The organism is Pseudomonas sp. B12(2026) (assembly GCF_057767015.1).
This window is the reverse complement of sequence record NZ_CM173430.1, coordinates 4217917-4241017: the sequence shown is the minus strand read 5'-3', so window position 1 is coordinate 4241017 and position 23101 is coordinate 4217917. Positions and strand designations below refer to the sequence as shown.

Sequence of the window (23101 nt, the reverse complement as noted above, 5' to 3'; positions counted from 1 at the left end):
TATAGCCGGCACAGGTGCCCGTCAGGCTGTTAAGATGGCGGCCTGCAAGGAGTGTGCTCATGAACGTGCAAGTCATCATGCGTGACGGCGAGGCAGAATACGCCGTTGTTCCCTGGGCCGAGTACCAGGCACTGCTGGCCGCTGCCGGCCGTGGCGCTGCGCAGGTGGTTCGGCCTGCCGCGGCACCGGTGTCCGATGAGGCGCCGAACTGGAAGTCCCAGCGCGAGGCGCGCGGTCTTTCCATCGAAATGTTGGCGCGTGCGGTGGGCATCAGCCCGTCGTACCTCGGCCTCATCGAAAGCGGCGAGCGCGAGGCCAGCGACGCCATTCAGCACGGCCTGCGCCGTGCCCTGGGCAGTGGGGAGTCCGGGTCTTGAGCGTACTGATCAGTCGCAAGCACTGGGATGGTCTGTTGGGCGAGCTGGAAGACGCTCGCCGCCAGCGCCATCTGTTGACCTACCGGGCGCTGATCGAGCGTTTGCAACTGCCGGCCCCGGCCATGACCACCCTGACCGCCGCCCTCGAACATCTCGCCGCGCTGGATGCGCGCGCCGGGCGTCCGTTGCGCAGTTCCCTGGTGATTAGCCAGGGGGCGAGCCGCCTGCCGCGTACCGGCTTCTTCGAATGCGTGGAGCGCCTCGGGCGCTTTTCCGGTGCGCCGGACGGCCCGGCCGCAGCCGGGTGGCATGCGGCGGAAGTGGTGCGGGTCTTCGAGTTCGAGTACCCCGAGGAGCCCTGACGTGGCGACACCCCGTGAGCTGTTCTGGCGTCTGCGCGCGCGCCTGACCTACGCCGTGGCGCGGCGCCTGATGGGCTGGCCCTGGCTGGTGCGCCAGCCGCGCGCCTGGCAGTGGATGCAGGGGCAGTTCTCGCGCATGGCCAATCTGGGCGATATCGCCGCGCAGAGCTTCTATGGACACCTGCTGCTGTTCCGCGGGCAGGGCCTGGGGGCGCGCGAGGAAGGCTTGCGCCTGCTGCGCCTGGCCGCCGCCGGTGGCGATGCCAAGGCGGCATACCAGGTCGGTGTGCAGGCGCTCAAGGGCGATACGCGGCATGCCGCCGATGCCCGGGAAACCGCCCGTTACTGGGGCCAGGCCGCCGAGGCGGGCCATCCGCTGGCGGCACGCAAGCTGGTGGAGCTGTACCGCAGTGGCGGGCCCGGTCTGCAGCCCGACGAGGAGCAGGCCGCGCGCTATGAAGCGCGCGCCCGGCAGCTCGGCCTCTGAGCTCAGTCGGCGCTAAGGATGTACAGGCTGTAGCCGGGCATGGCCTTGGCGTGCCGCTTGGCCTCCGAGGCCAGCGCGGCCAGTTGGCCGGCATCCAGGCGCGTGCAGGCCTCGGGCGTGAGCTGCACCACGCCGATCGACAGTGACAGCAGCGGAAACGCCTCGCGCTGCCCCTGGCGGTTGTGTGCGATGAAGCAGCCCGCCTCCAGGTGCTCGCGGCTGTAGAAGCGCCGGCATTGTCCCTGGAAGTCTTCCAGCAGGTGATTGAGGCGTTCGCGCCAGTCCCGGCCGCCGAGCACCAGCATGAAATCATCGCCGCCGATGTGGCCGACGAAATCCTGCGCCGGGTCCACCCGCTCACCCAGGCATTGCGCCAGGCACAGCAGCACTTCGTCGCCGCGGGCATAGCCGTAGAGGTCGTTGAAGGGCTTGAAGCTGTCGATGTCCACGTAGCACACCACGGCTTCCCGGCCCTGTTGCAGCAGTCGGCCCAGGCACTGCTGGATGGGCACGTTGCCGGGCAGCAGGGTCAGCGGATTGGCGTGCCGGGCCTGGCGGATCTTCTGTTCGGTGATCAGCTTGAGCACGTCGATCACCCGCCCCAGGCCCAGGTAGCGGCCGTTCAGGGTGATGATGAAGTCTTCCTCGATGCGCTGCCGCGCGCGGCTGGTGAGCAGGCGGCTGACCTGCTGCAGCGACTGGTTGCGTTCGACGGCGAGGAAGTCGCTGCTCATCAGCCGGCTGATCGGCTTGCGCGCATAGACTTCCGTGGCGAAGGGCTTGAGCAGGGCGTCGGACAGCGCATGGCGATGCACGATGCCCACCGGCTGCCCATGCTGGTCGAGCACCGCCAGGGAGTTGAGGTTGGCCTGGGCGCGGAAGGCTTCCAGCACGTCGCCGATCGGGGTGTGGTCGGCCACCGCCGGTTGCTCCAGTAGCAGCGGCAGCAGGTCGGAATGATCTTCGGCGAGCAGGGTGCCGCCGGCGTCCACCTCCGGCAGCAGGTTGCGCGCATCGCGCGGCGGCTGCTCGCTGGGGCGGCCGAACAGGTAGCCCTGCACCAGGTCGATGCCCATTTCCGAGAGCACCGCGAGCTCTTCCGGAAGCTCGATGCCTTCGGCGATGACCTGGGCGCGCGAGGCGTGGGCCATCTTCAGGATGGAACCGACGAACTCGCGCTTCACCATGTCCTGGTGGATGCCTTCGATGAAGTGGCGGTCGATCTTCACGTAGTCGGGGCGCAGCTCCGACCACAGGCGCAGGCTGGAATAGCCGGCGCCGAGGTCGTCCAGGGCGATGGAGAAACCCATCGCCCGGTAATGGTGAAGGGCGTTGTCGAGCAGGCTGAAATCCTCGATCGGGGTCTGCTCGGTGAGTTCGATGACCACGTCGTTCGGCGAGATGCCGAAGGTCTGCAGCAGCTGCAGGGTGCGGCCGGGCTGGTGAGTCGGCTCCAGCAGCGATTCGGGGGAGACGTTGAGGAAGAGTTTGCCGTCGAGCTTCAGGTCACGAAAGCGGGTGCAGGCCTGGCGCCGGCAGAGCAGTTCGAGCTGGCTGAGGCGGCCGCTGCTGCGGGCGATGCTGAACAGGGGGAGCGGTGAGTGCAGGGGGCCGTTGGAAGGGCCGCGGGTGAGGGCTTCGTAGCCGATCAGGCGCTTTTCGGAGAGCGACAGGATGGGCTGGAACAGGCAGTGCAGGTCGCCGTGAGCGAGGATCTGGTCCAGGGCGCTCAACTGCTCGGTGACGGTCATGACGGTTCTCGGTGGATGAAAATGCACAGGGCCGGTTTCCCGGCCCTGTGCATTTCACGACAGCATCATGACTGTTTGATTACATCCGATCAGTGTTTGGCGACCTGCGTGTCGAGGTTCAGGTAGTCGATCAGGATGTGCCCGGATTCGGTCAGGTAGGCGTCGTCCTGCGGCTTGGTCTTGTCTTCCTCCGGCAGGGCGTTCTCGTCTTCCTTCTTCAGTTCCTTGAGCGGCTCCTGGCCCTTGGATTTGCGCAGGGCGTTCTCCATGGCCAGCTGGCGGTTCTCGATGCTGGTCTGCTGGGCGCGGCGCTTGGCTTCGTTGAGGCTGACGGTCTTCTCCTTCATCAGCTCCTGGGCCAGCGCCAGACGCTCGCGGGCGTAGACGAAGTCGGCGTTGTTCGCGGTGCGCGCGTCATGCCGGCTGCGCAGCTGGTCGAGGAACGGCTTGAACGGGTCGGCCTGGGCGGTCAGCGCCGGCTTGATGGTGTCCCACGGCATGGAGTCGGGCAGGGCGCTCTCGCCGATTTCCTTGTCGTCGACGATGGACGGGTAGCTGATGTCCGGGATCACGCCCTGGTGCTGGGTGCTCTGGCCGGAGACGCGGTAGAACTTGGCCAGGGTCAGCTTCAGCTCGCCGTGGTTGAGCGGCTGGATGGTCTGCACGGTGCCCTTGCCGAAGGTCTGGCCGCCGACGATCAGTGCGCGGTGGTAGTCCTGCATGGCGCCGGCGAAGATCTCCGAGGCCGAGGCGGACAGGCGGTTGACCAGCACGGTCATCGGACCGGTGTAGAAGGCCTTGCCTTCGTCATCGTTGAGCACGTCGACGCGGCCGTCGCTGTTGCGCACCAGCACGGTCGGGCCCTGGTCGATGAACAGGCCGGTCAGCTCGGTGGCTTCCTGCAGGGAGCCGCCGCCATTGTTGCGCAGGTCGATGACGATGCCGTCGACCTTGTCCTTCTGCAGTTCGGCGATCAGCTTCTTCACGTCGCGGGTGGTGGACTTGTAGTCCGGGTCGCCGGCGCGGTAGGCCTTGAAGTCGAGGTAGAAGGCCGGCACGTCGATGATGCCCAGCTTGTAGCTCTTGCCTTCGTGGTCGAGGGTGATTTCCGACTTCTTCGCCGCCTGGTCTTCGAGCTTCACCGCCTCGCGGGTGATGGTGACGATCTTGCTGGTCTGGTCGTTCGGCGCGTTGCTCGCCGGGATCACCTCCAGGCGCACCTGCGAACCTTTCGGACCGCGGATCAGCTTGACCACTTCATCCAGGCGCCAGCCGACCACGTCGACCATTTCGCCCTTGCCCTGGGCGACGCCGATGATCTTGTCGGAGGTGGCGATCTGCTTGCTCTTCTCCGCGGGGCCCGCCGGTACCAGGCGCACGACCTTGACGTAGTCGTTGTCGCTCTGCAGCACGGCGCCGATGCCTTCCAGCGAGAGGCTCATGTTGATGTCGAAGTTTTCCGCGCTGTCCGGCGACAGGTACTGGGTGTGCGGATCGTAGGTCTGCGCGAAGGCGTTGATGTAGGCCTGGAAGATGTCTTCGCTGCGGGTCTGCTCCAGACGCATCAGCTGGTTCTTGTAGCGCTTGGTCAGCTGTTCCTGGATGGCCTTGTTGTCCTTGCCGGCGATCTTCAGGCGCAGGACTTCGTCCTTGACCTTCTTGCGCCACAGGTCGTCCAGCTCGGCGCCGTTCTTCGCCCAGGGGGACTTTTCACGGTCGATCTCGAGGGACTCGCTGGTGCTGAAGTCGAGCTTGTCGACGCCCTTGTCGAGCAGCGCCAGGGCGAAGTCCAGGCGCTCCTTCAGGCGGTCGAGATGGCGCTTGTAGATGGTGAAGCCGGGGTCGAGCTCGCCGCTCTTCAGGAAGTCGTCGAACTGGGTGCGCCAGGGGGCGAACTGGTCGATGTCGGCGGCGGTGAAGTACATGCGCGCCGGGTCGAGGGTCTTCAGGTAGCTGTCATAGATCTTCGCCGAGCGCTCGTCGTTCAGCGGCGGCTTGTTGTAGTGATGGCGCTTGAGCAGCTCAACGATGTTGAGGCTGGCGATCACCTGGTCCCGGTCCGGCTGCAGGCCATCCCACACGTTCGGGGCGCTGGTGGCGGCAAACGAGGACAGGGTGGTTGCGCCGAGGATGAACAACAGGGCGGTACGGGGCAAAAATCGCTTCATGCTGATTCGACTGAGTGCGGAGTTATGACGCATATTAGGCCGTAATTGGCGGCGCCGGGTTCAATCGCTGGAGAATTCGGCGCGAAGAAAAGGCCCGACCTTACGGATCGGGCCCTGCAAGGTCACTATGGAGGCAGCGTGAACGCATTGCAAGGTATCGAAGGACGGGTGGAATGGGCCGAGCGCCCCGCTCCGGCCTGCGCGCAGGGAGAGATTCGCATCCAGGTCGCCGCCGCCGGACTCAACCGTGCCGACCTGTTGCAGGTGGCCGGCCTGTACCCGCCGCCGCCCGGGGCCAGCGATGTCATCGGCCTGGAGTGCTCCGGGGTGGTCGCCGAGGTGGGCGCCGGCAGCACCTGGCAGGTCGGCGACCGGGTCTGCGCGCTGCTCGCCGGTGGCGGCATGGCCGAGGAAGTGGTGGTGGACGAGCGGCACGTTTTGCCCGTACCGGCGGGGCTCTCCCTGGCCGAGGCCGCGGCGCTGCCCGAGGTCTACGCCACCGCCTGGCTGAACCTGTTCATGCTCGGCGCGCTGCAGCCGGGCGAGAAGGTCCTGCTGCATGCCGGCGCCAGTGGCGTCGGCTCGGCCGGCATCCAGCTGTGCAAGGCCTTCGGCAGCCCCTGCTGGGTCAGCGTCGGTTCCGCCGAGCGCCTGGCCTACTGCGCGGAGCTGGGCGCCGAGGGCGGCGCGCTGCGTGGCGAGAGCCTCGACTCCCTGCGGGACTTCGCGCCGTTCGACGTGATCCTCGATCCGGTGGGCGCCAACTACGCCAAGCTGGACCTGGAAATCCTCGGCCGCGATGGCCGATGGGTGGTCATCGGCCTGATGGGCGGTCGCAAGGCCGAACTGGACCTGGCGCTGCTGCTGGGCAAGCGCATCCAGCTGATCGGCTCGACCCTGCGCTCGCGCGACGCCGGCTTCAAGGCGCAGCTGATCGCCGAGCTGGGGCAGAAGGTCTGGCCGCTGTTCGCAACCGGCAAGCTGAGCCCGCAACTGGAGCGCACCTTCCCGATCAGCCAGGCGCAGGGCGCCTTCGAGGCGCTGGCCAGCAACCAGGTGCAGGGCAAGGTCGTGGTGCTGATCGACGAAAGCCTGAGCTGATCGGGCGCCGGACGCAGGGAGTGCGCGCATGGCCGAGACGAGGGAGATCGCCGGCGACGGCGAGGTGGTGGAGGGTTTCTGGAGCCTGCCGGGCTGGCTCAACAGCCTGCTGTGGCTGCTCCAGTTCGCCTTGAGCGCCGCGGCCGGCGCGCTGGGTGTGCTGCTGTGCGTGTTGTGGCTGCCCGAGGGGGGCGTCTGGATTCTGTCAGGCGTGGTTGCCAGCTTCTTCCTCATTCACCTGTCCGTCGTCGCCCATGAGCTGGGCCATCTGCTGGCGGCGCGCTGGAGCGGGATGACGGTTCTGCGCATGCGTGTCGGACGCCTGGATATCCGGATGTTGCGCAACGGCTGGAAACTGGGCTGGCCGCCGCGCACGCAAAAACGCCTGCAGGGCTTTGTCATGGCCTTCGCCGATCCGCGCGGTTCCTGGCGGCGGCAGCATATGTGCTTCGTTGCCGGTGGGCCGCTGGCGAATCTGACCCTTGCGCTGTTGGTTGGCGCGCTGGGGATGTTGCTGGTACCCAACGCCGCCGCCGGGGTACTGCTGGCATTCGCTGCCTGCAACGCCTGTGTGGGCATCGCCAATCTGCTGCCGGTCGAGCGCAAGCCGCAGGTCAGCGACGGGCTCTGGCTGCTGCGCTGGTGGCGCGGTATGGATGTCGGCCATCCCAGGCTGGCTTTCGCCCGGCTGATGGCGGCGGCCTGCGCGGGACAGTGCGCCGATCAGGCGGACCCGGCGGACCTGCGCCTGCTGGAGGCTCAGGAGCAGCCCATGTCGCTGCTGGCGCTGTATATCCGCCTCAGGGGGCTGCTGGTCCAGGGACGCTGGGAAGACGCAGCCGCGCTGGATGCCGTGTTCCAGGCGCAACGCACGGCGCTGCCGGAGGCGATGCTGCGTCCGCTGTACGACCTGTTGCGACTGATGGACACCGAGCTGGCATTCGCCCGGGCGGTGGCCAGCGGGAGTGCCGTCGGGCTGCTCGACGAGTTGCTGCCGCGCCGGCTGCAACGGGAATACGCCAGCATCTGGGCGCGCTGCCTGGCCCTGCGTGCGGCGCTGGCCGGCGACGACGGGGAGCTTCGCCGTCAGTTGGCGCGGGGGCTCGAGCATGCCGCGCTGTCGCCCGATCTTTCCATGGAGAAGGAAGAGGCGCGAATCCAGCAGGGCATGCTCCGCTTCCTGCGCGGCTGAGCCGGCTCACTTCCAGACGAGATTGTCCCAGCCCATCGCCTGCGCATGTTCCAGCAGCACCGGGTCGGCGTTCACCACATGCGGGTGGCCGACCAGCCTGAGCAGCGGCAGGTCATTGCGCGAGTCGGAGTAGAAGTGCGCGTCGGCCAGCGGGCTGTCGTCGCCCCGCAGCAGGTCGCGCAGGCGCAGCACCTTGCCTTCGCGGTAGGTGAGGACGCCCACGGTGCGGCCGGTGTAATGGCCGTTCACCACCTCCAGGTCGATGGCCAGCACTTCGTCGATGCCGATCCGCTGCGCGATCGGCTGTACCAGATGCACCCCCGAGGCGGAGATCACCAGCGGGCGGTCGCCGGCCTCGCGGTGGCGGGCGAGGGTGGTGCAGGCGTCGCTGTGGATCAGCGGCTCGATCACCTCCTCGACGAAGGCTTCCACCTCGCGCTCGATCTCCTCCACGCCGCGCCCGGCCATCGGCTCCAGGGCGAAGGCCATGTAGTCCTCCATGGGCAGCTTGCCCAGTGCGTACAGCGCCATCAGTTCGGCGTCGCGCCTGAGGAACGACTCCGCGTCGACCCAGCCGAGATCGGCCATGCGCCGGCTCCACAGGCTTGCGCAGTCGCCGTCGATCAGGGTGTCGTCAAGGTCGAAGATCACCAGGGCCATCAGGCCACCTCCCGGATGCTTTCAATATCCACGTGCAGGCCGAGCGTGGTGCCGGCCGGGTAGAGACGCTCGGCGCTGCGGTTGAGGACGTCCACGGTCAGCTCCACGCCGGCGGCGTCCACCCGGTAGCGGATCACGTTGCCGAGCAGGCTGTGGGAGACCACCCGGACCGGGATGCCGTCGTCCGCCTCCACGCTCAGGCGCAGGGACTCCGGACGGATCGCCACCTTCTGCTGGAAGGGCCGGTCCAGCAGGCGGCTCGCCTGGGCGGCTTCGAGCAGGTTGTAGTTGCCGATGAAGCCGGCGGCGAAGGCGTTTTCCGGCGCGGTGTAGAGGGTTTCCGCGTCGCCGCTCTGGACGATGCGCCCGGCGTTCATCAGCACGACGCGGTCGGAGAGGGTCAGCGCCTCCTCCTGGTCGTGGGTGACGAACACCGTGGTCAGTTGCAGCTCCTGCTGGATGCGCCGGATCTGTTCGCGCAGGTGCTTGCGGATGCGCGCGTCCAGCGCCGACAGCGGCTCGTCGAGCAGCAGCAGGCGCGGGCGGGTGACCAGCGAGCGGGCCAGGGCGACGCGCTGGCACTGGCCGCCGGAGAGCTGGTGCGGGTAGCGCGCGGCCAGCCCGCCCAGTTCGACCATCTCCAGCGCCTCGCCGACGCGCTGGGCGGACTCCGCCGCCGGCACCTTCTGCATGCGCAGGCCGAAGGCGACGTTCTGCTCCACGGTCATGTTGGGGAACAGCGCGTAGCTCTGGAACACCATGGCGATGCCGCGCTTCTGCGGGCTGGCGGGCACGATGTCCTCGCCGTCCAGCAGGATGCGCCCGCTGTCCACCGGGGTGAGCCCGGCGATGCAGCGCAGCAGGGTGGACTTGCCGCAGCCGCTGGGGCCGAGCAGGGTGACGAACTCGCCGCGTTCGGCGGCGAAGTCGATGTCCTGGAACACCGAGGTGTTGTCGTAGCTCTTGTTCAGTCGTTCGACGCTGAGGAAGCTCATGTCAGGCCTTGTCCTTGTTCAAGCGGTTGGCCGCCCAGGTGAGCAGCAGGACGAAGAGGAAGTAGGAGACCACCACCGCGCTGGTGTAGTGGCCGCTGCTGTTGCGCATGTTGTTGAGGAACACCTGCAGGGTCTCGTAGCGGGTGCCCACCAGCAGGTTGGCGAAGACGAACTCGCCGATGAGGAAGGAGAACGACAGGAACAGCGCCACCATCAGGCCCTTGCGCAGGTTCGGCAGCACCACCAGCAGGGCCGCCTGCCAGGTGCTGGCGCCGAGCAGGTGGGCGGCGTCCATCAGGTCGTGCAGGTTGATCGCCTGCAGGTTGTTGCTGATCGCCCGGTACATGAACGGCAGGGCGATGGTGAAGTAGCAGCCGATCAGCACCCAGGGCGTGCCGATCAGCGGCAGCGGGCCGGCGGCATAGAGCTGCAGCAGGCCGACCGAGGAGACCACCGGCGGCACCGCGAAGGGCAGCAGGATCAGCACGTTCATCAGCGCGTCCAGGCGCGGGAAGTAGTAGTGCACGACGAACATCAGCGGCAGCACCAGCACCACGCTCAGCACCAGCGAGCCGAAGCACACCAGCAGCGACTGGCCGAAGGCGGTGAGGAAGCGCGGGTCGCTCCACAGCGTCAGGTACCACTTCAGCGTCATCCCGTCGGGCAGCACGCTGGCGCCCCAGGCGGTGGACAGCGAGTAGAGCAGGGTGGCGGCCAGCGGCACGAGGAGGATCAGGAACAGCGCGTACACCACCGCTCGGTGGTAGATCCCGCTAGCGTTTCTGGACATGGTAGCTCCGGCGCAGCAGCCACTGGTGGGCGAGGGTGATCAGGGTCATCAGGCCGACCAGGAACATGGCCAGCGCGCTGGCCATGTTCGGGTCGAGGAACACGTCGCCCGAGACCAGCCCGGCGATGCGGATCGGCACCACGTTGAAGTTGCCGGTGGTCAGCGAGTACACCGTGGCGTAGGCGCCCAGGGCGTTGGCCAGGAGGATGACGAAGGTGCCCAGCAGCGCCGGGGTCAGCACCGGGATGCCGATGTGCCGCCAGAACGCCCAGTGGCTGGCGCCCAGCAGCGCGGCGGACTCGCGCCAGTCCTCGCGCAGCGCGTCGAAGGCCGGGTAGAGCAGCATCACCCCCAGCGGAATCTGGAAGTAGGTGTAGAGGATGATCAGGCCGGTCTTCGAGTAGAGGTTGAAGTCGTGGATGATCCCCGCCTGTTTCAGCAGCAGCGTGATGGCGCCGTTGAAGCCGAGGATGATGATGAAGGCGAAGGCCAGCGGCACCCCGGCGAAGTTGCTGGTCATGTTGGCGAAGGCCATCACGAAGTCGCGCAGCCGGCTGTCCACCTGGCGCAGCGAGTAGCTGCCGAGCACGGCGATGAGCAGGCCGATCAGGCTCGACCACAGCGAGATTTCCAGGCTGTAGCGGATCGCCTGCAGGTAGAACGGCGAGCCGAGGATCTCGGCGAAGTTGCCCAGGCCCCAGGCATCGCTGGTGCGCAGGCTGTTCACCGCGATCCACAGCAGCGGGGCGACCTCGAAGGCGAAGAAGAACACCGCGAAGGGCAGCAGGCAGAGCAGGGCGACGAGTTTTCCGCGATTCGATCTCATGCCTTGAGCAACTCCCGGCAGACGGGTTTGTCGTGGGCGGCGCCGAGGATTTCGCACAGCGTGCCGCACAGCTCGACCTGGCGCGGGCGCGCCTGGTCGTCGAGGCTGAAGGCGTCGCCGAAGACGAACAGCGGCACTTCGCGCTCCTCCGGCAGGGTGCCGCCGTGGCTGCGGTCGTCGTTCATGCCGTGGTCGGCGGTGACCATCACCTGGTAGCCGGCTGCCAGCCACTGGTGCAGGTACTCGGAGAGGATGACGTCGGCGTGCCGCGCGCTGTTGCGGTACTGCGCGGTGCCCAGGCCGTGCTTGTGGCCGGCGTCGTCGATGTTCATCGGATGCACCAGCAGGCAGTTCGGCGCGTGGCGGCGGCGCAGCGACTCGGCGTCGGTGAACAGGTGCGAGTCGGGGTAGTGGTCGGTCCAGTAGAAGTGGCCATGCTGGATCGGCAGGGATTGGTCGTCGGTGTGGCGGTCGCGGGCCGGGTCGAAGGGCGTGCGGTTGTACAGCTCGCTGATCCAGTGATAGGCCGCCGCGGCGGTCGACAGGCCGGCGGCGCGGGCATAGTGGAACAGGCTGCGCTGGTTCGACAGGCGCGACACGTCGTTGTGCAGGATGCCGCTGTCGATGGGCGGCACGCCCGTGAGGATGCATTCGTAGAGCGGGCGCGACAGCGAGGGCAGCTCGCATTCGAGCCGGTAGAGCCGGCCGCGGCCGGCGTTGCACAGGGCCTGCAGGTGGCCCATGCAGTCGTGGGCGACGCTGTGGTTGAGGCCGTCGAGGATGACCAGGATGACGTCGTGGCGCATGGGGCGGGGCCTTTGTCGGCGCGCGGAGCCGCCCCGGCGAACCGGGGCGGCCGGGCGTCACTGCATGTTGATGATGACGTGTTCCTGCCACAGGCGCGGCAGCCGCTTGGAGGTCTCTTCCCAGGCCTTGGCGTCCTTGATCGGCTGGGCCTTGGCGTACTGCTCGTTGGGCAGCAGCTTGGCCTTCACCTCGGCCGGCAGGGTCAGATGCTCGGCGCGGATCGGCCGGGCGTTGCCCTTGGCCAGGTTGATCTGCCCGGCGTCGCTGAAGATGTACTCGCGGGCCAGCTTGGCGGCGTTCGGGTTCTTCGCGTGCTTGTTGATGATGGTGGTGTAGCCGGAGATCACCGAGCCGTCGGAGGGAATCAGCACCTCGAAGCGCGACGGGTCGATCTGGTCGCGGTAGCTCAGGCCGTTGAAGTCCCAGACGATGCCGACTTCGACCTCGCCCTTCTCCAGGGTATTGATCACCGGGTTGGTCAGCGACAGACGGCCCTGCTTGGCCAGCTGCGCGAAGAACTCCAGGCCCGGCTTGATATTGGTCTCGTCGCCGCCGTTGGCGATGCTCGCCGCCAGCACGCCGTTGACCGCCTGGGCCGCGGTGCTGACGTCGCCGATGGTGACCTTGTACGAGCCGTTGAGCAGGTCGGCCCAGCTGTGCGGGACGTCCTTGACCAACTGCTTGTTGACGATGAAGGCGATGGTGCCGGTGTAGGCCAGCGCCCAGTGGCCGTCCTTGTCCTTGGCCCACTCCGGAACCTGGTCCCAGGTGCTCGGCTTGTAGGGCTGGCTGACGTCCTGCTGCACGGCGATCGGCCCGAAGGCGGCGCCGACGTCACCGATGTCGGCGCTGGCGTTCTCCGCTTCGGCCTTGAACTTGGCCAGCTCCTGGGCCGAGCTCATGTCGGTGTCCATGTGCTTGAGGCCGTACTTGCTTTCCAGGTCCTTCCAGGTGTCCTTCCAGTTCGCCCAGCTGTCGGGCATGCCCACGCTGTTCACCTGGCCTTCCTTGCGGGCGGCGGCTTCCAGCGATTGCAGGTCGGCGTCGGCCGCCATGGCGAGGCCACTGCCGATGGCAATGGCCGATCCCAGCAGTGAAGCAAGCAAGCGTTTCATTCGGTGCTCCTTCGATCGTGAGGTAGGTCCGTGTCCGGCATCCGCCGACGCGGGAACGCATTGGTCTAGATCAGCAAGACCCAGGCCAATCTATGCGGCCCGGATGACAGTTTGATGTCCTGCCTGGCGCCGGCACGGGCGGCGAGGCAGTCCGGCGGGGCGTCCGGGGAAAGCGTAGACCATCGCCAACGTCGCGGTTTCATTGGTCTACGCTGCTTTCTTGAACTGGCGCGGGCGCCGCCTGAAAGCCGGCTGTCACGGGACGGTCACGGGATTTTCCTAGGATGGCGGCACCCCGGGGCGGGCAGCGAAATGCCCCGTTTCCGGTCTGGACTAGGCCAAAAGAGGACTCGGCATGCGCGATGCGGCGCTACCCACGGTGACGGCGATCTGCCGGGCACTGATCGAACAGATCGACAGCGGGCTGCTCCGCGCCGGCGGCAAGCTGCCGGCCGAGCGCAAGCTCAGCGAACTGTTCGATACCACGCGGATCACCTTGCGCGAGGCGCTGGGCCAACTGGAGGCCCAGGGGCTGATCTACCGCGAGGAACGCCGTGGCTGGTTCGTCTCGCCGCCGCGCCTGCTCTACAACCCGCTGGTGCGCAGCCACTACCACGCGATGGTCGAAGGGCAGGGCCGCGTGCCGGCCACCGAAGTGCTGTCGGCCCGGCAGATCCCCGCCAGCGCGGCGATCTGCGAGCTGCTGGAGCTGCCGGCGCTGTCCAGCGTGTTCCAGATCCGCCGCCTGCGGCGGGTGGACGGCCGGCTGGTGCTCTACGTCGAGCACTACCTGAATCCGGCGTATTTCCCCGGCATTCTCGACAGCGACCTCACCTGCTCGCTGACCGAGCTGTACGGCAGCCGCTACGACATCCGCTACGGCCGCGTGCGCTTCGACATGGTGCCCACCGCCCTGCACGGCGAGGCGGCCGGCGTGCTGCGCGTCGCCGAGGGCAGCCCGGCGCTGCGCATCACCCGCATCAACCGCGACCAGCACGGGCGGATCATCGACTGCGACCTGGAGTTCTGGCGGCACGATGCCATTCATGTGAGCGTGGAAGTGCCGGATTGAACCTCCGGCGCAGCGGGACGGTGCTCTTGTAGGAGCGGACTCCGTCCGCGATCAACCCCGCAGCGGAACCCATCGCGGACGGAGTCCGCTCCTACGAAAACCATCCCCGTGCACGGGTTGCCTCCCCGCAGTCAGGGTGACGGGCTTTTGATCTCGTAGGAGCGGATCTTATCCGCGATCCGGCCGCCAGGCCGGCCCTTTGGGCCATCGCGGGCGAAGTCCGCTCCTACGCAAGCCATCTCGGTGCGCGGGGCGCGCGATTGCTCTCATGGAACGCGCCTGCGGAAGCAGGGGCGCTCGGCTGCGGAGTGCGGAGCGGTTCGATCTCCCGCCGGCGACACCAAGGAAAAACGCCCGGCAAGTGCCGGGCGTTCGGGTCAGGGCAGGTCGGCGCTGTCGTAGAAGGCGCTGAGGACCTTGGTCAGGTAGTGCAGGTCCTGGCTGCCGGCCAGCTCGCGGATGGAGTGCATGGCGAAGGTCGGCAGGCCGATGTCCACGGTGCGCACGCCGATCTGGCTGGCGGTGATCGGACCGATGGTGGAGCCGCAGCCCATGTCGCTGCGGGTCACGAAGCTCTGCACCGGCACTTCGTTTTCCAGGCACAGGTGGCGGAAGAAGCCGGCGGTCTCGCTGTTGGTGGCGTAGCGCTGGTTGCTGTTGATCTTGATCACCGGGCCGCCGTTGAGCTTCGGGCCGTGGTTGGCGTCGTGCTTGTCGGCGTAGTTGGGGTGCACGCCGTGGGCGTTGTCGGCGGAGACCAGCAGCGAGCGCTGCACGGCGCGGGTGTAGATGTCGTTCTCCGGCAGCAGGCGGCGCAGCACCTGTTCGAGGAACGGGCCGTCGGCGCCGCAGGCGGAGCAGGAGCCGACTTCCTCGTGATCGGTGCAGACCAGCACGCCACTCTGTGCGGCATCGCTGGCCAGCAGCGCCTGCAGGCCGGCGTAGCAGGACAGCAGGTTGTCCAGGCGGGCGCCGGCGATGAAGGCCTGGTCGAGGCCGATCACGGCGGCGCGCTGGGTGTCGTAGAAGCTCAGTTCGTAGTCGAGGATGGCGTCGGCGGTGATGCCGTGTTCCAGCTGCAGCTGCTCGCCGAGCAGGTCGCGGAAGTCGCGGCCCTCGCCGGCGGAGACCTGGGCGAGGATCGGCGGCAGCTCGGTCTGCGCGTTGATCGCCCAGCCCATGTTCGCCTCGCGGTTGAGGTGGATGGCCAGGTTGGGGATCACGGCGATCGGCGCCTTGAAGTCGATCAGCTTGCTTTCCACCTTGCCGGCCAGGCGGAAGGTGACGCGGCCGGCCAGCGACAGGTCGCGGTCGAACCAGGGGGCGAACAGCGCGCCGCCGTAGACCTCGACGCCCAGTTGCCAGTAGCCCTGGCGCACCAGCTCGGGATTGGGCTTGACCCGCAGGCAGGGGCTGTCGGTGTGCGCGCCGACCAGGCGCAGGCCGCTCTCCAGCAGCGGCGCGCTGCCGAGCTTGAAGGCGATCAGCGACGAGTCGTTGCGGGTGACGTAATAGTGGCCACCGGCTTCGGTGCGCCAGGCGTCGCGCTCGTCCAGACGCTGGTAGCCGGCCTCGTCGAGGCGGCGGGCGAGGGTCTGGGTGGCATGGAAAGGCGTGGGGGAGGCCGCGAGGAAGTCGATCAGGCCCTGGTTGAGTTCTGCACGCATGGGTAACTCCGGACAGCGAATGGCCGGAAGTTTAACGTAAATGCGTGGGGCTGCGGCCGGGGGAAGCGTGTGGTGCAGGGTATTCAAGCGTTCGCGGTTGTACGCCGAGATACCTGTGTGCCAGTGGGCGCTTTTGTGGGCGCTCCCCGTGGGCCCGCTCCTGGCCCTACCGGATAGCACTGTGCTTCCTCTGTAGGAGCGAGCTTGCTCGCGAACGCATGACGCCGTGCCGGCCCGGTTCGCGAGCAAGCTCGCTCCTACGAAAAGCAGACAGTCGTCCTGCAGATGGCGGCCGCGGGGTGTCAGAACGGCGCGGGCGACTCGAAGCGCAGGCGCTCGCCGGTCTGCGGGTGGGTCAGGCACAGCAGGCTGGCGTGCAGGCATAGGCGGTCGCGCAGGCTGAGGGCTTCGCCCTCGGCGTACAGGCGGTCGCCCAGCAGCGGGTGGCCGATGCTCAGCATGTGCACGCGCAGCTGGTGCGAGCGACCGGTGATCGGGGTGAGTTCGACGCGGCTCCAGTTGCCGTGGCGCTCCATCACGCGCCAGAAGGTCAGCGCATGGCGGCCCTGCTCGAAGTCCACCACGTGGCGCGGCTTGGTCGGCGGGTCGTAGCGCAGCGGCGCCTCGATGCGCCCGCTGTCCGGTTCCGGCTCGCCCCAGCACAGCGCGGTGTAGGCCTTCTCGGTCTCGCGGTCGTGGAACTGCCGGGACAGCTCGCGGTGGCTGTCGGCGTCGCGGGCCAGCACGATCAGGCCGGAGGTTTCCCAGTCCAGGCGGTGGACGATGCGCGCTTCCGGATAGCCGTTCTCCTGCAGGCGGGTGATCAGGCAGTCCTTGTTGTCGTCCGCGCGGCCGGGCACGGAGAGCAGCAGGGTGGGCTTGTTCACCACCAGCAGGGCGGCGTCCTCATGGATGAATTCGATCTGGGAAAGCGGCATGGAAGCTCTTGCTGGAATAAGGGGGGGCTGAAACGACTGCGGCGGCCGAGGCCGCCGCAGGTTCACCACCGCCGGATCAACGTTCCGGCAGGGTGATGTTGAGTTCCAGGATCGAACAGCTGCCCTGGTTGGCCAGTTCGACCTGAACCTGCTCCTGGTCGATGGGTACGTATTTGCGGATCACTTCCAGCAGGTCTTTCTGCAGCTGCGGGAGGTAGTCCGGTTGCGAACGGTTGCCGCGCTCATGGGCGACGATGATCTGGAGTCTTTCTTTCGCGATGGAAGCGCTGGAGGGCTGCTTCCGGCTGCGGAAGAAGTCTAAAAGGCTCATTCACGTCCTCCGAACAGTCGTTGCAGGAATCCTTTCTTCTGCACATCGAGGAATCGATGCGGCATCTCTTTGCCCATCAGACGCTCGACGGCATCGCTGTAGGCCTGGCCGGCGTCGCTCTCTTCGTCGAGGATGACCGGCACGCCCTGGTTGGAAGCCTTGAGCACCGCCTGGGACTCCGGGATCACGCCGAGCAGGCGGATGGCCAGGATTTCCTCGACGTCCTCGACGCCGAGCATTTCGCCCTTGGTGACGCGCTCGGGGTTGTAGCGGGTCAGCAGCAGGTGCTCCTTGATCGGGTCCTCGCCCTTCTCGGCGCGGGCGGACTTGCTGGCCAGCAGGCCGAGCATGCGGTCGGAGTCGCGGACCGAGGAGACTTCCGGGTTGGTCACGACGATCGCCTCGTCGGCGTAGTACATGGCCAGGTGGGCGCCTTTCTCGATGCCCGCCGGGGAGTCGCAGATGATGTAGTCGAAGGACTGCTTGAGCTCTTCCATCACCTTGCCGACGCCGTCCTGGGTGAGGGCGTCCTTGTCGCGGGTCTGGCTGGCGGCCAGCACGTACAGGTTCTCGAGGCGCTTGTCCTTGATCAGGGCCTGGGTGAGGGTGGCTTCGCCGTTGATGACGTTGACGAAGTCATAAACCACGCGGCGTTCGCAGCCCATGATCAGGTCGAGGTTACGCAGGCCCACGTCGAAGTCGACGATGACGGTCTTGTGGCCGCGCAGGGCCAGGCCGGTGCCGATGGCTGCGCTGGTGGTGGTTTTACCGACGCCACCCTTACCGGAAGTGACTACGAGGATCTTGGCCAAGGTGATTCACCCCAAAGAAAAAACGAAGAATTCTGGTCCCTGAAATTCGCGGCAGTATCCGTTAAAGGCGGGTGATGTTCAACACGTCACCCGACAGGCTGACATGCACCGCCTGCCCCCATTGCGGACTGCGTCGAAGGTCTTCGGCGACCTTGTAATTTCCAGCGATGGACACCAGTTCGGCGGCCAGTTGCTGGCAGAAAATCCGTGCGCTGGTGTCACCCTTGACACCGGCCAGGGCACGTCCGCGCATCGGACCGTAAACATGGATATTGCCGTCGGCGAGAAGTTCCGCGCCGGGACTGACCGGCGCCAGCACGATCAGGTCGCCGCCGGCAGCATAGATCTGCACGCCGCCGCGCACCGGGGTGGTGACCAGTTTGGTCGGGCGCACGACAGGCGCGGGCGCTTCCGCCGGTTTTTCCGGCGCGGCGGGGGCCTCGGCTTCGGCGGGTTTCTCCGCCTGGGCTTCCGCCGGCTTCGCGGCGTTCGCCTCGGCGTGCGCGGTGGCGCTGCCGGCGGCCTGTTCCACGGCCTTCTCGGACAGGCGCTGGCCGCGCGGGCGGCGCACCGGCTCGGCGCCGGTCAGCGGGGAGTCCTTCGGCTCGACGATGCGCTCGCGGGACGAGCCCGACGGCGGCAGCACCGGGATGTCGAACATGGTGGCCAGACGGATGTCTTCCTCGCGGCTGGCGCGGATGGCCAGGGTGCGCAGGCCGTGGCGGCGGCAGATGTCCAGCACGCCCTGGAGGTCGAGCTGGCCCTCGCCGTCGGGCAGCTTGTCCAACGCCAGCACCAGCGGGGTGTCACGGAAGAAATTGGGCGCCTGGGCGACCTTGTCGGCGAGCTGCCGGTCCAGGCGCGGCAGGTCGTTGTGGGCCAGTTCCAGAACGGTGACGGCGAGCATGCTGCCCTTGAGCTGGAATACGGGATCGTGGTCGAGAAGGTCAGCTTGGCTCATGGTCGGACTGCGTCATTAAATGGGTTGGACTTATAGCGGACCGACCCGGCAGCCGCAAGCGTGGCGGATTGCTAGGGGCGGCAGCTGTTTCGGCGCGGCGCGCGCGGGCAAGGTAGAATGTCGCCCTTTGCCCCAGCCGGACGCTTTCATGGAACGCCCCACCTTTCGCCGCGAATTCCTCCACCCCAGCCACTGGCCGCTCTGGCTCGGCCTTGGCGCGCTCTGGCTGGTGGTGCAGTTGCCGTATCCGGCGCTGCTCCGGCTCGGGCGGGCGCTGGGCGCGGTGATGTACCGCGTGGTCGGCAGCCGCCGGGCGATTGCCGCGCGCAACCTGGAACTGTGCTTCCCGGAGCTGTCCGCCGCCGAGCGCACCCGCCTGCTCAAGGAAAACTTCGCCTCCACCGGCATCGCCTTCTTCGAGATGGCCATGAGCTGGTGGTGGCCGAAGGCGCGCCTGGCGAAGCTGGCGCACATCGAGGGCATCGAGCACCTGAAGCAGGCCGAGGCCGAAGGCAAGGGCGTGATCCTCATGGCCATGCACTTCACCACCCTGGAGATCGGCGCCGCGCTGCTCGGCCAGGTGCAGACCATCGACGGCATGTACCGCGAGCACGACAACCCGGTGTTCGACTTCGTCCAGCGCGCCGGCCGCGAGCGGCACAACGCCGACGCCACCGCCATCGAGCGTGAGGACGTGCGCGCGATGCTCAAGGTGCTGCGCGCCGGCCGCGCCATCTGGTACGCGCCGGACCAGGACTACGGCATCAAGCAGAGCATCTTCGTGCCGCTGTTCGGCATCCCGGCCGCCACCGTCACCGCCACCACCAAGTTCGCCCGCCTGGGCCGCGCGCTGGTGTGCCCCTTCACCCAGTCGCGCCTGGCCGACGGTTCCGGCTATCGCCTGACCATCCATCCGCCGCTGGACGACTTCCCCGGCGAGACCGAGGAGGCCGACTGCCTGCGGGTCAACCGCTGGGTCGAGCAGGAGATCCGCCGCCAGCCCGAGCAGTACCTCTGGGCGCACCGCCGCTTCAAGAGCCGCCCCGCGGGCGAGCCCAAGCTCTACCCGAGGAAGAAGAAGTAGGTTCCGGCGGGCTACTCTGGATTCGAGGTGACAAGGACTTCAACCGTGACCGACTCCGCCAGCCCCGCGACTCCCCCTGCCGTGACCGGCCTGATCCTCTCCGGGGGCGGGGCGCGGGCGGCCTATCAGGTCGGCGTGCTGGCGGCGATCGCCGAGCTGCTCCCGGAGGGCGCCGCGAATCCCTTTCCGGTGATCGTCGGCACCTCGGCGGGGGGGATCAACGCGGTCGGGCTGGCCTGCGGGGCGCTGTCCTTCCCGGCGGCGGTGCAGCGGCTCACCGAGGTCTGGAAGAGCTTTCGCACCGGCCAGGTGTACCGCGCCGACTGGCCGGGCGTAGTCGCCCAGGCGTTGCGCTTCCTCGGCCACAGCCTGCTGGGGCTGGGCAAGCGCCAGCCGGTGGCGCTGCTGGACAGCACGCCGCTGCGCTACCTGCTCGAACGTGAACTGGACTTCTCCGGCATCGCCGCCGCCGTGCGCCGGCGCAACCTGCGCGCGGTGGCGGTCACCGCGTTCGGCTACGAGTCCGGCCAGGCGGTGACCTTCTACCAGGGCCGCGCGACCATCGAGCCGTGGCTGCGCCATCGGCGCATCGGCGTGCCGACGCGGTTGCGCCTGGAGCACCTGCTCGCCAGCTCGGCGATTCCGCTGCTGTTCCGGCCGGTGAAGGTGAACCGCGAATATTTCGGCGACGGCGCGGTGCGCCAGCAGGCGCCGATCAGCCCGGCGCTGCACCTGGGCGCCAATCGCGTGCTGGTGATCGGCGTGAGCGGCAATCCGAGCCTGGGCAGCGCCAACGAGCAGGTGGGCAATTACCGCAGCGGCCAGCCGCCGAGCCTGGCACAGGTGGGTATCCAGCTGCTCAACAGCACCTTCATCGACAGCCTGGAAGGCGATATCGAGCTGCTGCACCGGATCAATTTCCTCAGTTCGATGGTGCCGGAGGGCAAGCGCCGCGCGGCGCTCGGGCTGCAACCGGTCGAGGTGCTGCTGATCTCGCCGAGCAAGCCGCTGGAGGAGATCGCCGCCGACTACCGCCACGAGCTGCCGCGCGCGCTGCGCCTGTTCCTGCGCGGACCGGGGGCGACCAAGGTGAGCGGGGCGGGGGTGCTGAGTTACCTGCTGTTCGAGCCGGGCTACTGCAATGCGCTGATCGAGCTGGGCTACCGCGACGCCATGGAAAAACGCGCCGAACTGGCGCGCTTCCTGGGGATGGAGGATTGGTCGCTGTAGGAGCGGACTCCGTCCGCGATGCTCTTGCTTTTCGTAGGGGGATAACGCGCAGCGTTATCTCCCTGATGGGTATCGCTTCGCTCCACGCCATCCTACGACGTGCAAATCCTTCAGCCGCTGCTCTACCTGTCACGCCGAAATTGCAGGCGCGCATGGGGTCCCGTCAGGAGGCCGAGTGGAGGTATTGCGCAGAGGGGCGAGCGGCATGGATGCCGCGAGAGGCTTGAAGGGCCATGGATGGCCCTTGCAAGCCGACCCTCGGAGCAATACCGGAGCGAGGGGAGTCCGGCGAAGCCGGACCCGGATGTCGGGACGAGTCCTTTTGGTTCCTTTTGGGACGCCAAAAGGGACTCGCCCGGGAGGGCGAAACAAGAAGTCTCAGCGCACGCCGAAGCGGCGCATGAACTCCGAACAGGACAGTGGATAACGCTGCGAGTTATCCGCCCTACGAAGAGCAAAAGCATCGCGGAGAAGCTCCGCTCCTACGAAAGCAGTGTTTCCCGTGTAGGAGCGGACCTTGTCCGCGAATTGCGGGCATGGCCCGCTCCCGCAAGGGGCGTCGATCAGACCGCCAGCACCCCGTCACGGTAATCGCGCAGTGCCTGCTCGATCTCCTCGCGGCTGTTCATCACGAACGGGCCGTACTGCACGATCGGCTCGTTGAGCGGCTTGCCGGCCAGCAGCAGGACGCGGGCTCCGCCCTCGCTGGAAATCCGGATCTCGTCGCCCTGGCCGAGCCGCACCAGGCGGTTGGTGGCCACGGTCTCGTCGCCGCGCTCGCCCGGAACCTTCAGCGAACCTTCGTAGACGTACAGCATCACCCGGTGTCCCGCCGGAATGCGCGGGCTGACCGAGGCGCCCGCCGGCAGCACCAGGTCGTAGTAGTGCGGCTCGGTGCCGGGGCGCTGCACGGCGCCGTCCTGGGCGGTCTCGCCGTCGTCGAAGCGGCCGGCGATCACGGTGACGCCGACGCCCTGCGCGGTGGTGGTGCGCGGCACGTCTTCCGGCTCGATGTCGCGGTAGCCGGCCGGCGACAGCTTGTCCTTCGCCGGCAGGTTCAGCCACAGCTGGAAGCCGCGCATGGCGCCTTCTTCCTGTTCGGGCATCTCGCTGTGGATGATGCCGTGGGCGGCGGTCATCCACTGCACGCCGCCGGGCTTGAGCAGGCCGCGGTTGCCCAGGTGGTCTTCGTGGCGCATGCGCCCTTCGAGCATGTAGGTGACGGTCTCGAAGCCACGGTGCGGGTGGGACGGGAAGCCGGCGATGTAGTCGTCCGGGTTCTGCGTGTCGAACTGGTCGAGCATCAGGAACGGGTCGAAGCGCTCGAGGCCGGGGCCGCCGATCACGCGGGTCAGGCGCACGCCGGCGCCGTCGGAGGCGGGGTGGCCGATTTGTTGGTCGATCAGGGTACGCAAGCGGGTCATGGAAACCTCCTCGATCAGTGAATGAGGCGATCATAGTCCTGATCGATGAATCAATGGTTGCGAGTTTTTCGCCAAAACAATCGATTTAATGGATGTGTTGGCCGAAAAAGAAACCGCCGCGAAAGGGCGGCGGTTTCGTCTCACTCGTTGATCTGCAGCTTGCGCGCCTGGGTGTAGACGTAGCGCAGCTTTTCGTACTCGAACGGGGTGTTCAGCTGGCCATAGCGGAAGCTCGTGCTGTAACGCCTGTCGATGATCTCCAGCGCCGGCAGTTCCCAGTATTCGCTGCCGAGGCTGGAGACGTTGAGGTAGTCGACCTCGCGGGCCGCCACGAAGTCGGTCACCAGGCCGCCGGTGTCGCGCAGGTTGGAGGGGCCGAGGATCGGCAGCACCAGGAAGGGGCCTTCCGACACGCCCCAGTAGCCCAGGGTCTGGCCGAAGTCCTCGCTGATCCTCGGCAGGCCCATGGCGGTGGCCGGGTCCAAGAGGCCGGCGATGCCGAAGACGGTGTTGAACAGCAGGCGCGCGGTGCTGTTCGCCGCGCGCCGGGCCTTGAGCTGGGCGACGTTGTTGAGCAGGGTCGGCACTTCGCCCAGGTTGTTGAAGAAGTTGCTCACGCCGGTGCGCACGAAGCGCGGGGTGACGTACTCGTAGCCGTTGACCACGGGCAGGAACACCCACTCGTCGAAGCGGTAGTTGAAGTGGTAGACGCGGCGGTTCCACGACTCCCAGGGGTCGTAGACGTTGAGGGCGTCCAGGGTGGCGCGCTCGAACTCGCGCTGGTCCAGGCCGGGGTTGAACTTCAGCTTGTCCAGCGGGTGCTTGAAGCCGTCGGCCTGCGGCTGCTGGGAGACATCGTCGGCGTCGCGGGGGGCGGGTAGCGTGTCGGCGGCCTGCGCCAGGCCGCAGCACAGCGCCAGGACGAATATCCAGGAGGAGCGGAATGGCATC

23 protein-coding genes are annotated in these 23101 nt (G+C 67.4%); 8 read left to right on the top strand and 15 right to left on the bottom strand.

Annotated elements, in window-relative coordinates; genetic code table 11:
- The first annotated feature begins 59 nt into the window (after window positions 1–59).
- The 3 genes from AC3B6A_RS19605 (at window position 60) to AC3B6A_RS19595 (ending at window position 1226) form a co-directional block, all read left to right on the top strand.
- Window positions 60–377: a helix-turn-helix domain-containing protein gene (locus tag AC3B6A_RS19605; protein WP_488398775.1), complete on the top strand. Its 318-nt coding sequence runs from the start codon at window positions 60–62 to the stop codon at window positions 375–377.
- Window positions 374–739 carry a hypothetical protein gene (locus AC3B6A_RS19600; RefSeq protein WP_488398774.1) on the top strand — a complete coding sequence of 122 codons (366 nt, stop codon included), beginning with the start codon at window positions 374–376 and terminating at the stop codon, window positions 737–739. Before AC3B6A_RS19605 ends, AC3B6A_RS19600 begins: the two co-directional genes overlap by 4 nt.
- Window positions 740–809: 70 nt before the next feature.
- Entirely contained in the window at window positions 810–1226 is a 417-nt protein-coding gene (locus AC3B6A_RS19595; protein WP_488403642.1) for an SEL1-like repeat protein, read from the top strand.
- 2 nt (window positions 1227–1228) lie between these two features.
- Here the strand turns inward: AC3B6A_RS19595 and AC3B6A_RS19590 are convergent, their stop codons facing one another.
- Both AC3B6A_RS19590 and AC3B6A_RS19585 read right to left on the bottom strand, forming a co-directional pair.
- Window positions 1229–2977, bottom strand: a complete 1749-nt coding sequence (locus AC3B6A_RS19590; protein WP_488398773.1) for an EAL domain-containing protein — start codon at window positions 2975–2977, stop codon at window positions 1229–1231.
- An 89-nt stretch (window positions 2978–3066) separates the two neighbouring features.
- Window positions 3067–5145: a carboxy terminal-processing peptidase gene (locus tag AC3B6A_RS19585; RefSeq protein WP_488398772.1), complete on the bottom strand. Its 2079-nt coding sequence runs from the start codon at window positions 5143–5145 to the stop codon at window positions 3067–3069.
- Between the two features lie 138 nt (window positions 5146–5283).
- Between AC3B6A_RS19585 and AC3B6A_RS19580 the strand changes: the two genes are divergently transcribed.
- Both AC3B6A_RS19580 and AC3B6A_RS19575 read left to right on the top strand, forming a co-directional pair.
- Window positions 5284–6246 (top strand): NAD(P)H-quinone oxidoreductase, encoded by a 963-nt coding sequence (locus AC3B6A_RS19580; RefSeq protein ID WP_488398771.1) that lies wholly within the window; start codon window positions 5284–5286, stop codon window positions 6244–6246.
- 28 nt (window positions 6247–6274) lie between these two features.
- Entirely contained in the window at window positions 6275–7438 is a 1164-nt protein-coding gene (locus tag AC3B6A_RS19575; RefSeq protein WP_488398770.1) for a site-2 protease family protein, read from the top strand.
- Between the two features lie 6 nt (window positions 7439–7444).
- Here the strand turns inward: AC3B6A_RS19575 and AC3B6A_RS19570 are convergent, their stop codons facing one another.
- From AC3B6A_RS19570 to AC3B6A_RS19545, 6 genes are read right to left on the bottom strand one after another with little or no spacing between them, the layout of a single operon-like run.
- Window positions 7445–8098: an HAD family hydrolase gene (locus tag AC3B6A_RS19570; RefSeq protein ID WP_488398768.1), complete on the bottom strand. Its 654-nt coding sequence runs from the start codon at window positions 8096–8098 to the stop codon at window positions 7445–7447.
- Window positions 8098–9093, bottom strand: coding sequence for an ABC transporter ATP-binding protein (locus AC3B6A_RS19565; RefSeq protein ID WP_488398767.1), 996 nt, complete (start codon window positions 9091–9093; stop codon window positions 8098–8100). Before AC3B6A_RS19565 ends, AC3B6A_RS19570 begins: the two co-directional genes overlap by 1 nt.
- 1 nt (window position 9094) lies before the next feature.
- A complete protein-coding gene (locus tag AC3B6A_RS19560) occupies window positions 9095–9883 on the bottom strand; it encodes an ABC transporter permease (protein WP_488398766.1) in 789 nt (262 codons plus the stop codon).
- Complete coding sequence (locus AC3B6A_RS19555; protein ID WP_488398765.1) at window positions 9867–10709, bottom strand: ABC transporter permease; 843 nt, start codon at window positions 10707–10709, stop codon at window positions 9867–9869. The genes AC3B6A_RS19560 and AC3B6A_RS19555 overlap by 17 nt, the downstream gene beginning before the upstream one ends.
- The gene (locus tag AC3B6A_RS19550) at window positions 10706–11515 is read right to left on the bottom strand and encodes an alkaline phosphatase family protein (RefSeq protein WP_488398764.1); all 810 of its coding nucleotides are present in this window, start codon (window positions 11513–11515) and stop codon (window positions 10706–10708) included. Before AC3B6A_RS19550 ends, AC3B6A_RS19555 begins: the two co-directional genes overlap by 4 nt.
- A 57-nt stretch (window positions 11516–11572) precedes the next feature.
- The gene (locus AC3B6A_RS19545; RefSeq protein ID WP_488398763.1) at window positions 11573–12631 is read right to left on the bottom strand and encodes an ABC transporter substrate-binding protein; all 1059 of its coding nucleotides are present in this window, start codon (window positions 12629–12631) and stop codon (window positions 11573–11575) included.
- 355 nt (window positions 12632–12986) lie between these two features.
- On the opposite strand from AC3B6A_RS19545, the gene AC3B6A_RS19540 reads away from it, so the two are divergent.
- Window positions 12987–13703, top strand: a complete 717-nt coding sequence (locus tag AC3B6A_RS19540; RefSeq protein WP_488398762.1) for a UTRA domain-containing protein — start codon at window positions 12987–12989, stop codon at window positions 13701–13703.
- Between the two features lie 377 nt (window positions 13704–14080).
- Here the strand turns inward: AC3B6A_RS19540 and AC3B6A_RS19535 are convergent, their stop codons facing one another.
- The 5 genes from AC3B6A_RS19535 to minC form a co-directional block, all read right to left on the bottom strand.
- A complete protein-coding gene (locus AC3B6A_RS19535; RefSeq protein WP_488398761.1) occupies window positions 14081–15370 on the bottom strand; it encodes a M18 family aminopeptidase in 1290 nt (429 codons plus the stop codon).
- Between the two features lie 302 nt (window positions 15371–15672).
- Entirely contained in the window at window positions 15673–16308 is a 636-nt protein-coding gene (locus AC3B6A_RS19530; RefSeq protein ID WP_488398760.1) for an RluA family pseudouridine synthase, read from the bottom strand.
- A 76-nt stretch (window positions 16309–16384) separates the two neighbouring features.
- Window positions 16385–16639 carry a cell division topological specificity factor MinE gene (gene minE, locus AC3B6A_RS19525; protein ID WP_207887941.1) on the bottom strand — a complete coding sequence of 85 codons (255 nt, stop codon included), beginning with the start codon at window positions 16637–16639 and terminating at the stop codon, window positions 16385–16387.
- Window positions 16636–17451, bottom strand: a complete 816-nt coding sequence (gene minD, locus AC3B6A_RS19520) for a septum site-determining protein MinD (RefSeq protein ID WP_488398759.1) — start codon at window positions 17449–17451, stop codon at window positions 16636–16638. Before minD ends, minE begins: the two co-directional genes overlap by 4 nt.
- 61 nt (window positions 17452–17512) lie before the next feature.
- Window positions 17513–18412 carry a septum site-determining protein MinC gene (gene minC, locus AC3B6A_RS19515; RefSeq protein WP_488398758.1) on the bottom strand — a complete coding sequence of 300 codons (900 nt, stop codon included), beginning with the start codon at window positions 18410–18412 and terminating at the stop codon, window positions 17513–17515.
- Window positions 18413–18560: 148 nt separating this feature from the next.
- Here minC and AC3B6A_RS19510 point away from each other — a divergent pair, with 148 nt between their 5' ends.
- Both AC3B6A_RS19510 and AC3B6A_RS19505 read left to right on the top strand, forming a co-directional pair.
- A complete protein-coding gene (locus AC3B6A_RS19510) occupies window positions 18561–19496 on the top strand; it encodes a lipid A biosynthesis lauroyl acyltransferase (protein ID WP_488398757.1) in 936 nt (311 codons plus the stop codon).
- 45 nt (window positions 19497–19541) lie between these two features.
- Window positions 19542–20726 carry a patatin-like phospholipase family protein gene (locus tag AC3B6A_RS19505; RefSeq protein ID WP_488398756.1) on the top strand — a complete coding sequence of 395 codons (1185 nt, stop codon included), beginning with the start codon at window positions 19542–19544 and terminating at the stop codon, window positions 20724–20726.
- A 563-nt stretch (window positions 20727–21289) separates the two neighbouring features.
- Here the strand turns inward: AC3B6A_RS19505 and AC3B6A_RS19500 are convergent.
- Both AC3B6A_RS19500 and AC3B6A_RS19495 read right to left on the bottom strand, forming a co-directional pair.
- Window positions 21290–22150: a pirin family protein gene (locus AC3B6A_RS19500; protein WP_488398755.1), complete on the bottom strand. Its 861-nt coding sequence runs from the start codon at window positions 22148–22150 to the stop codon at window positions 21290–21292.
- Between the two features lie 140 nt (window positions 22151–22290).
- On the bottom strand, window positions 22291–23100 hold the full coding sequence (locus tag AC3B6A_RS19495) for an MlaA family lipoprotein (RefSeq protein ID WP_488398754.1): 810 nt from the start codon (window positions 23098–23100) through the stop codon (window positions 22291–22293).
- Window position 23101: the final 1 nt, after the last annotated feature.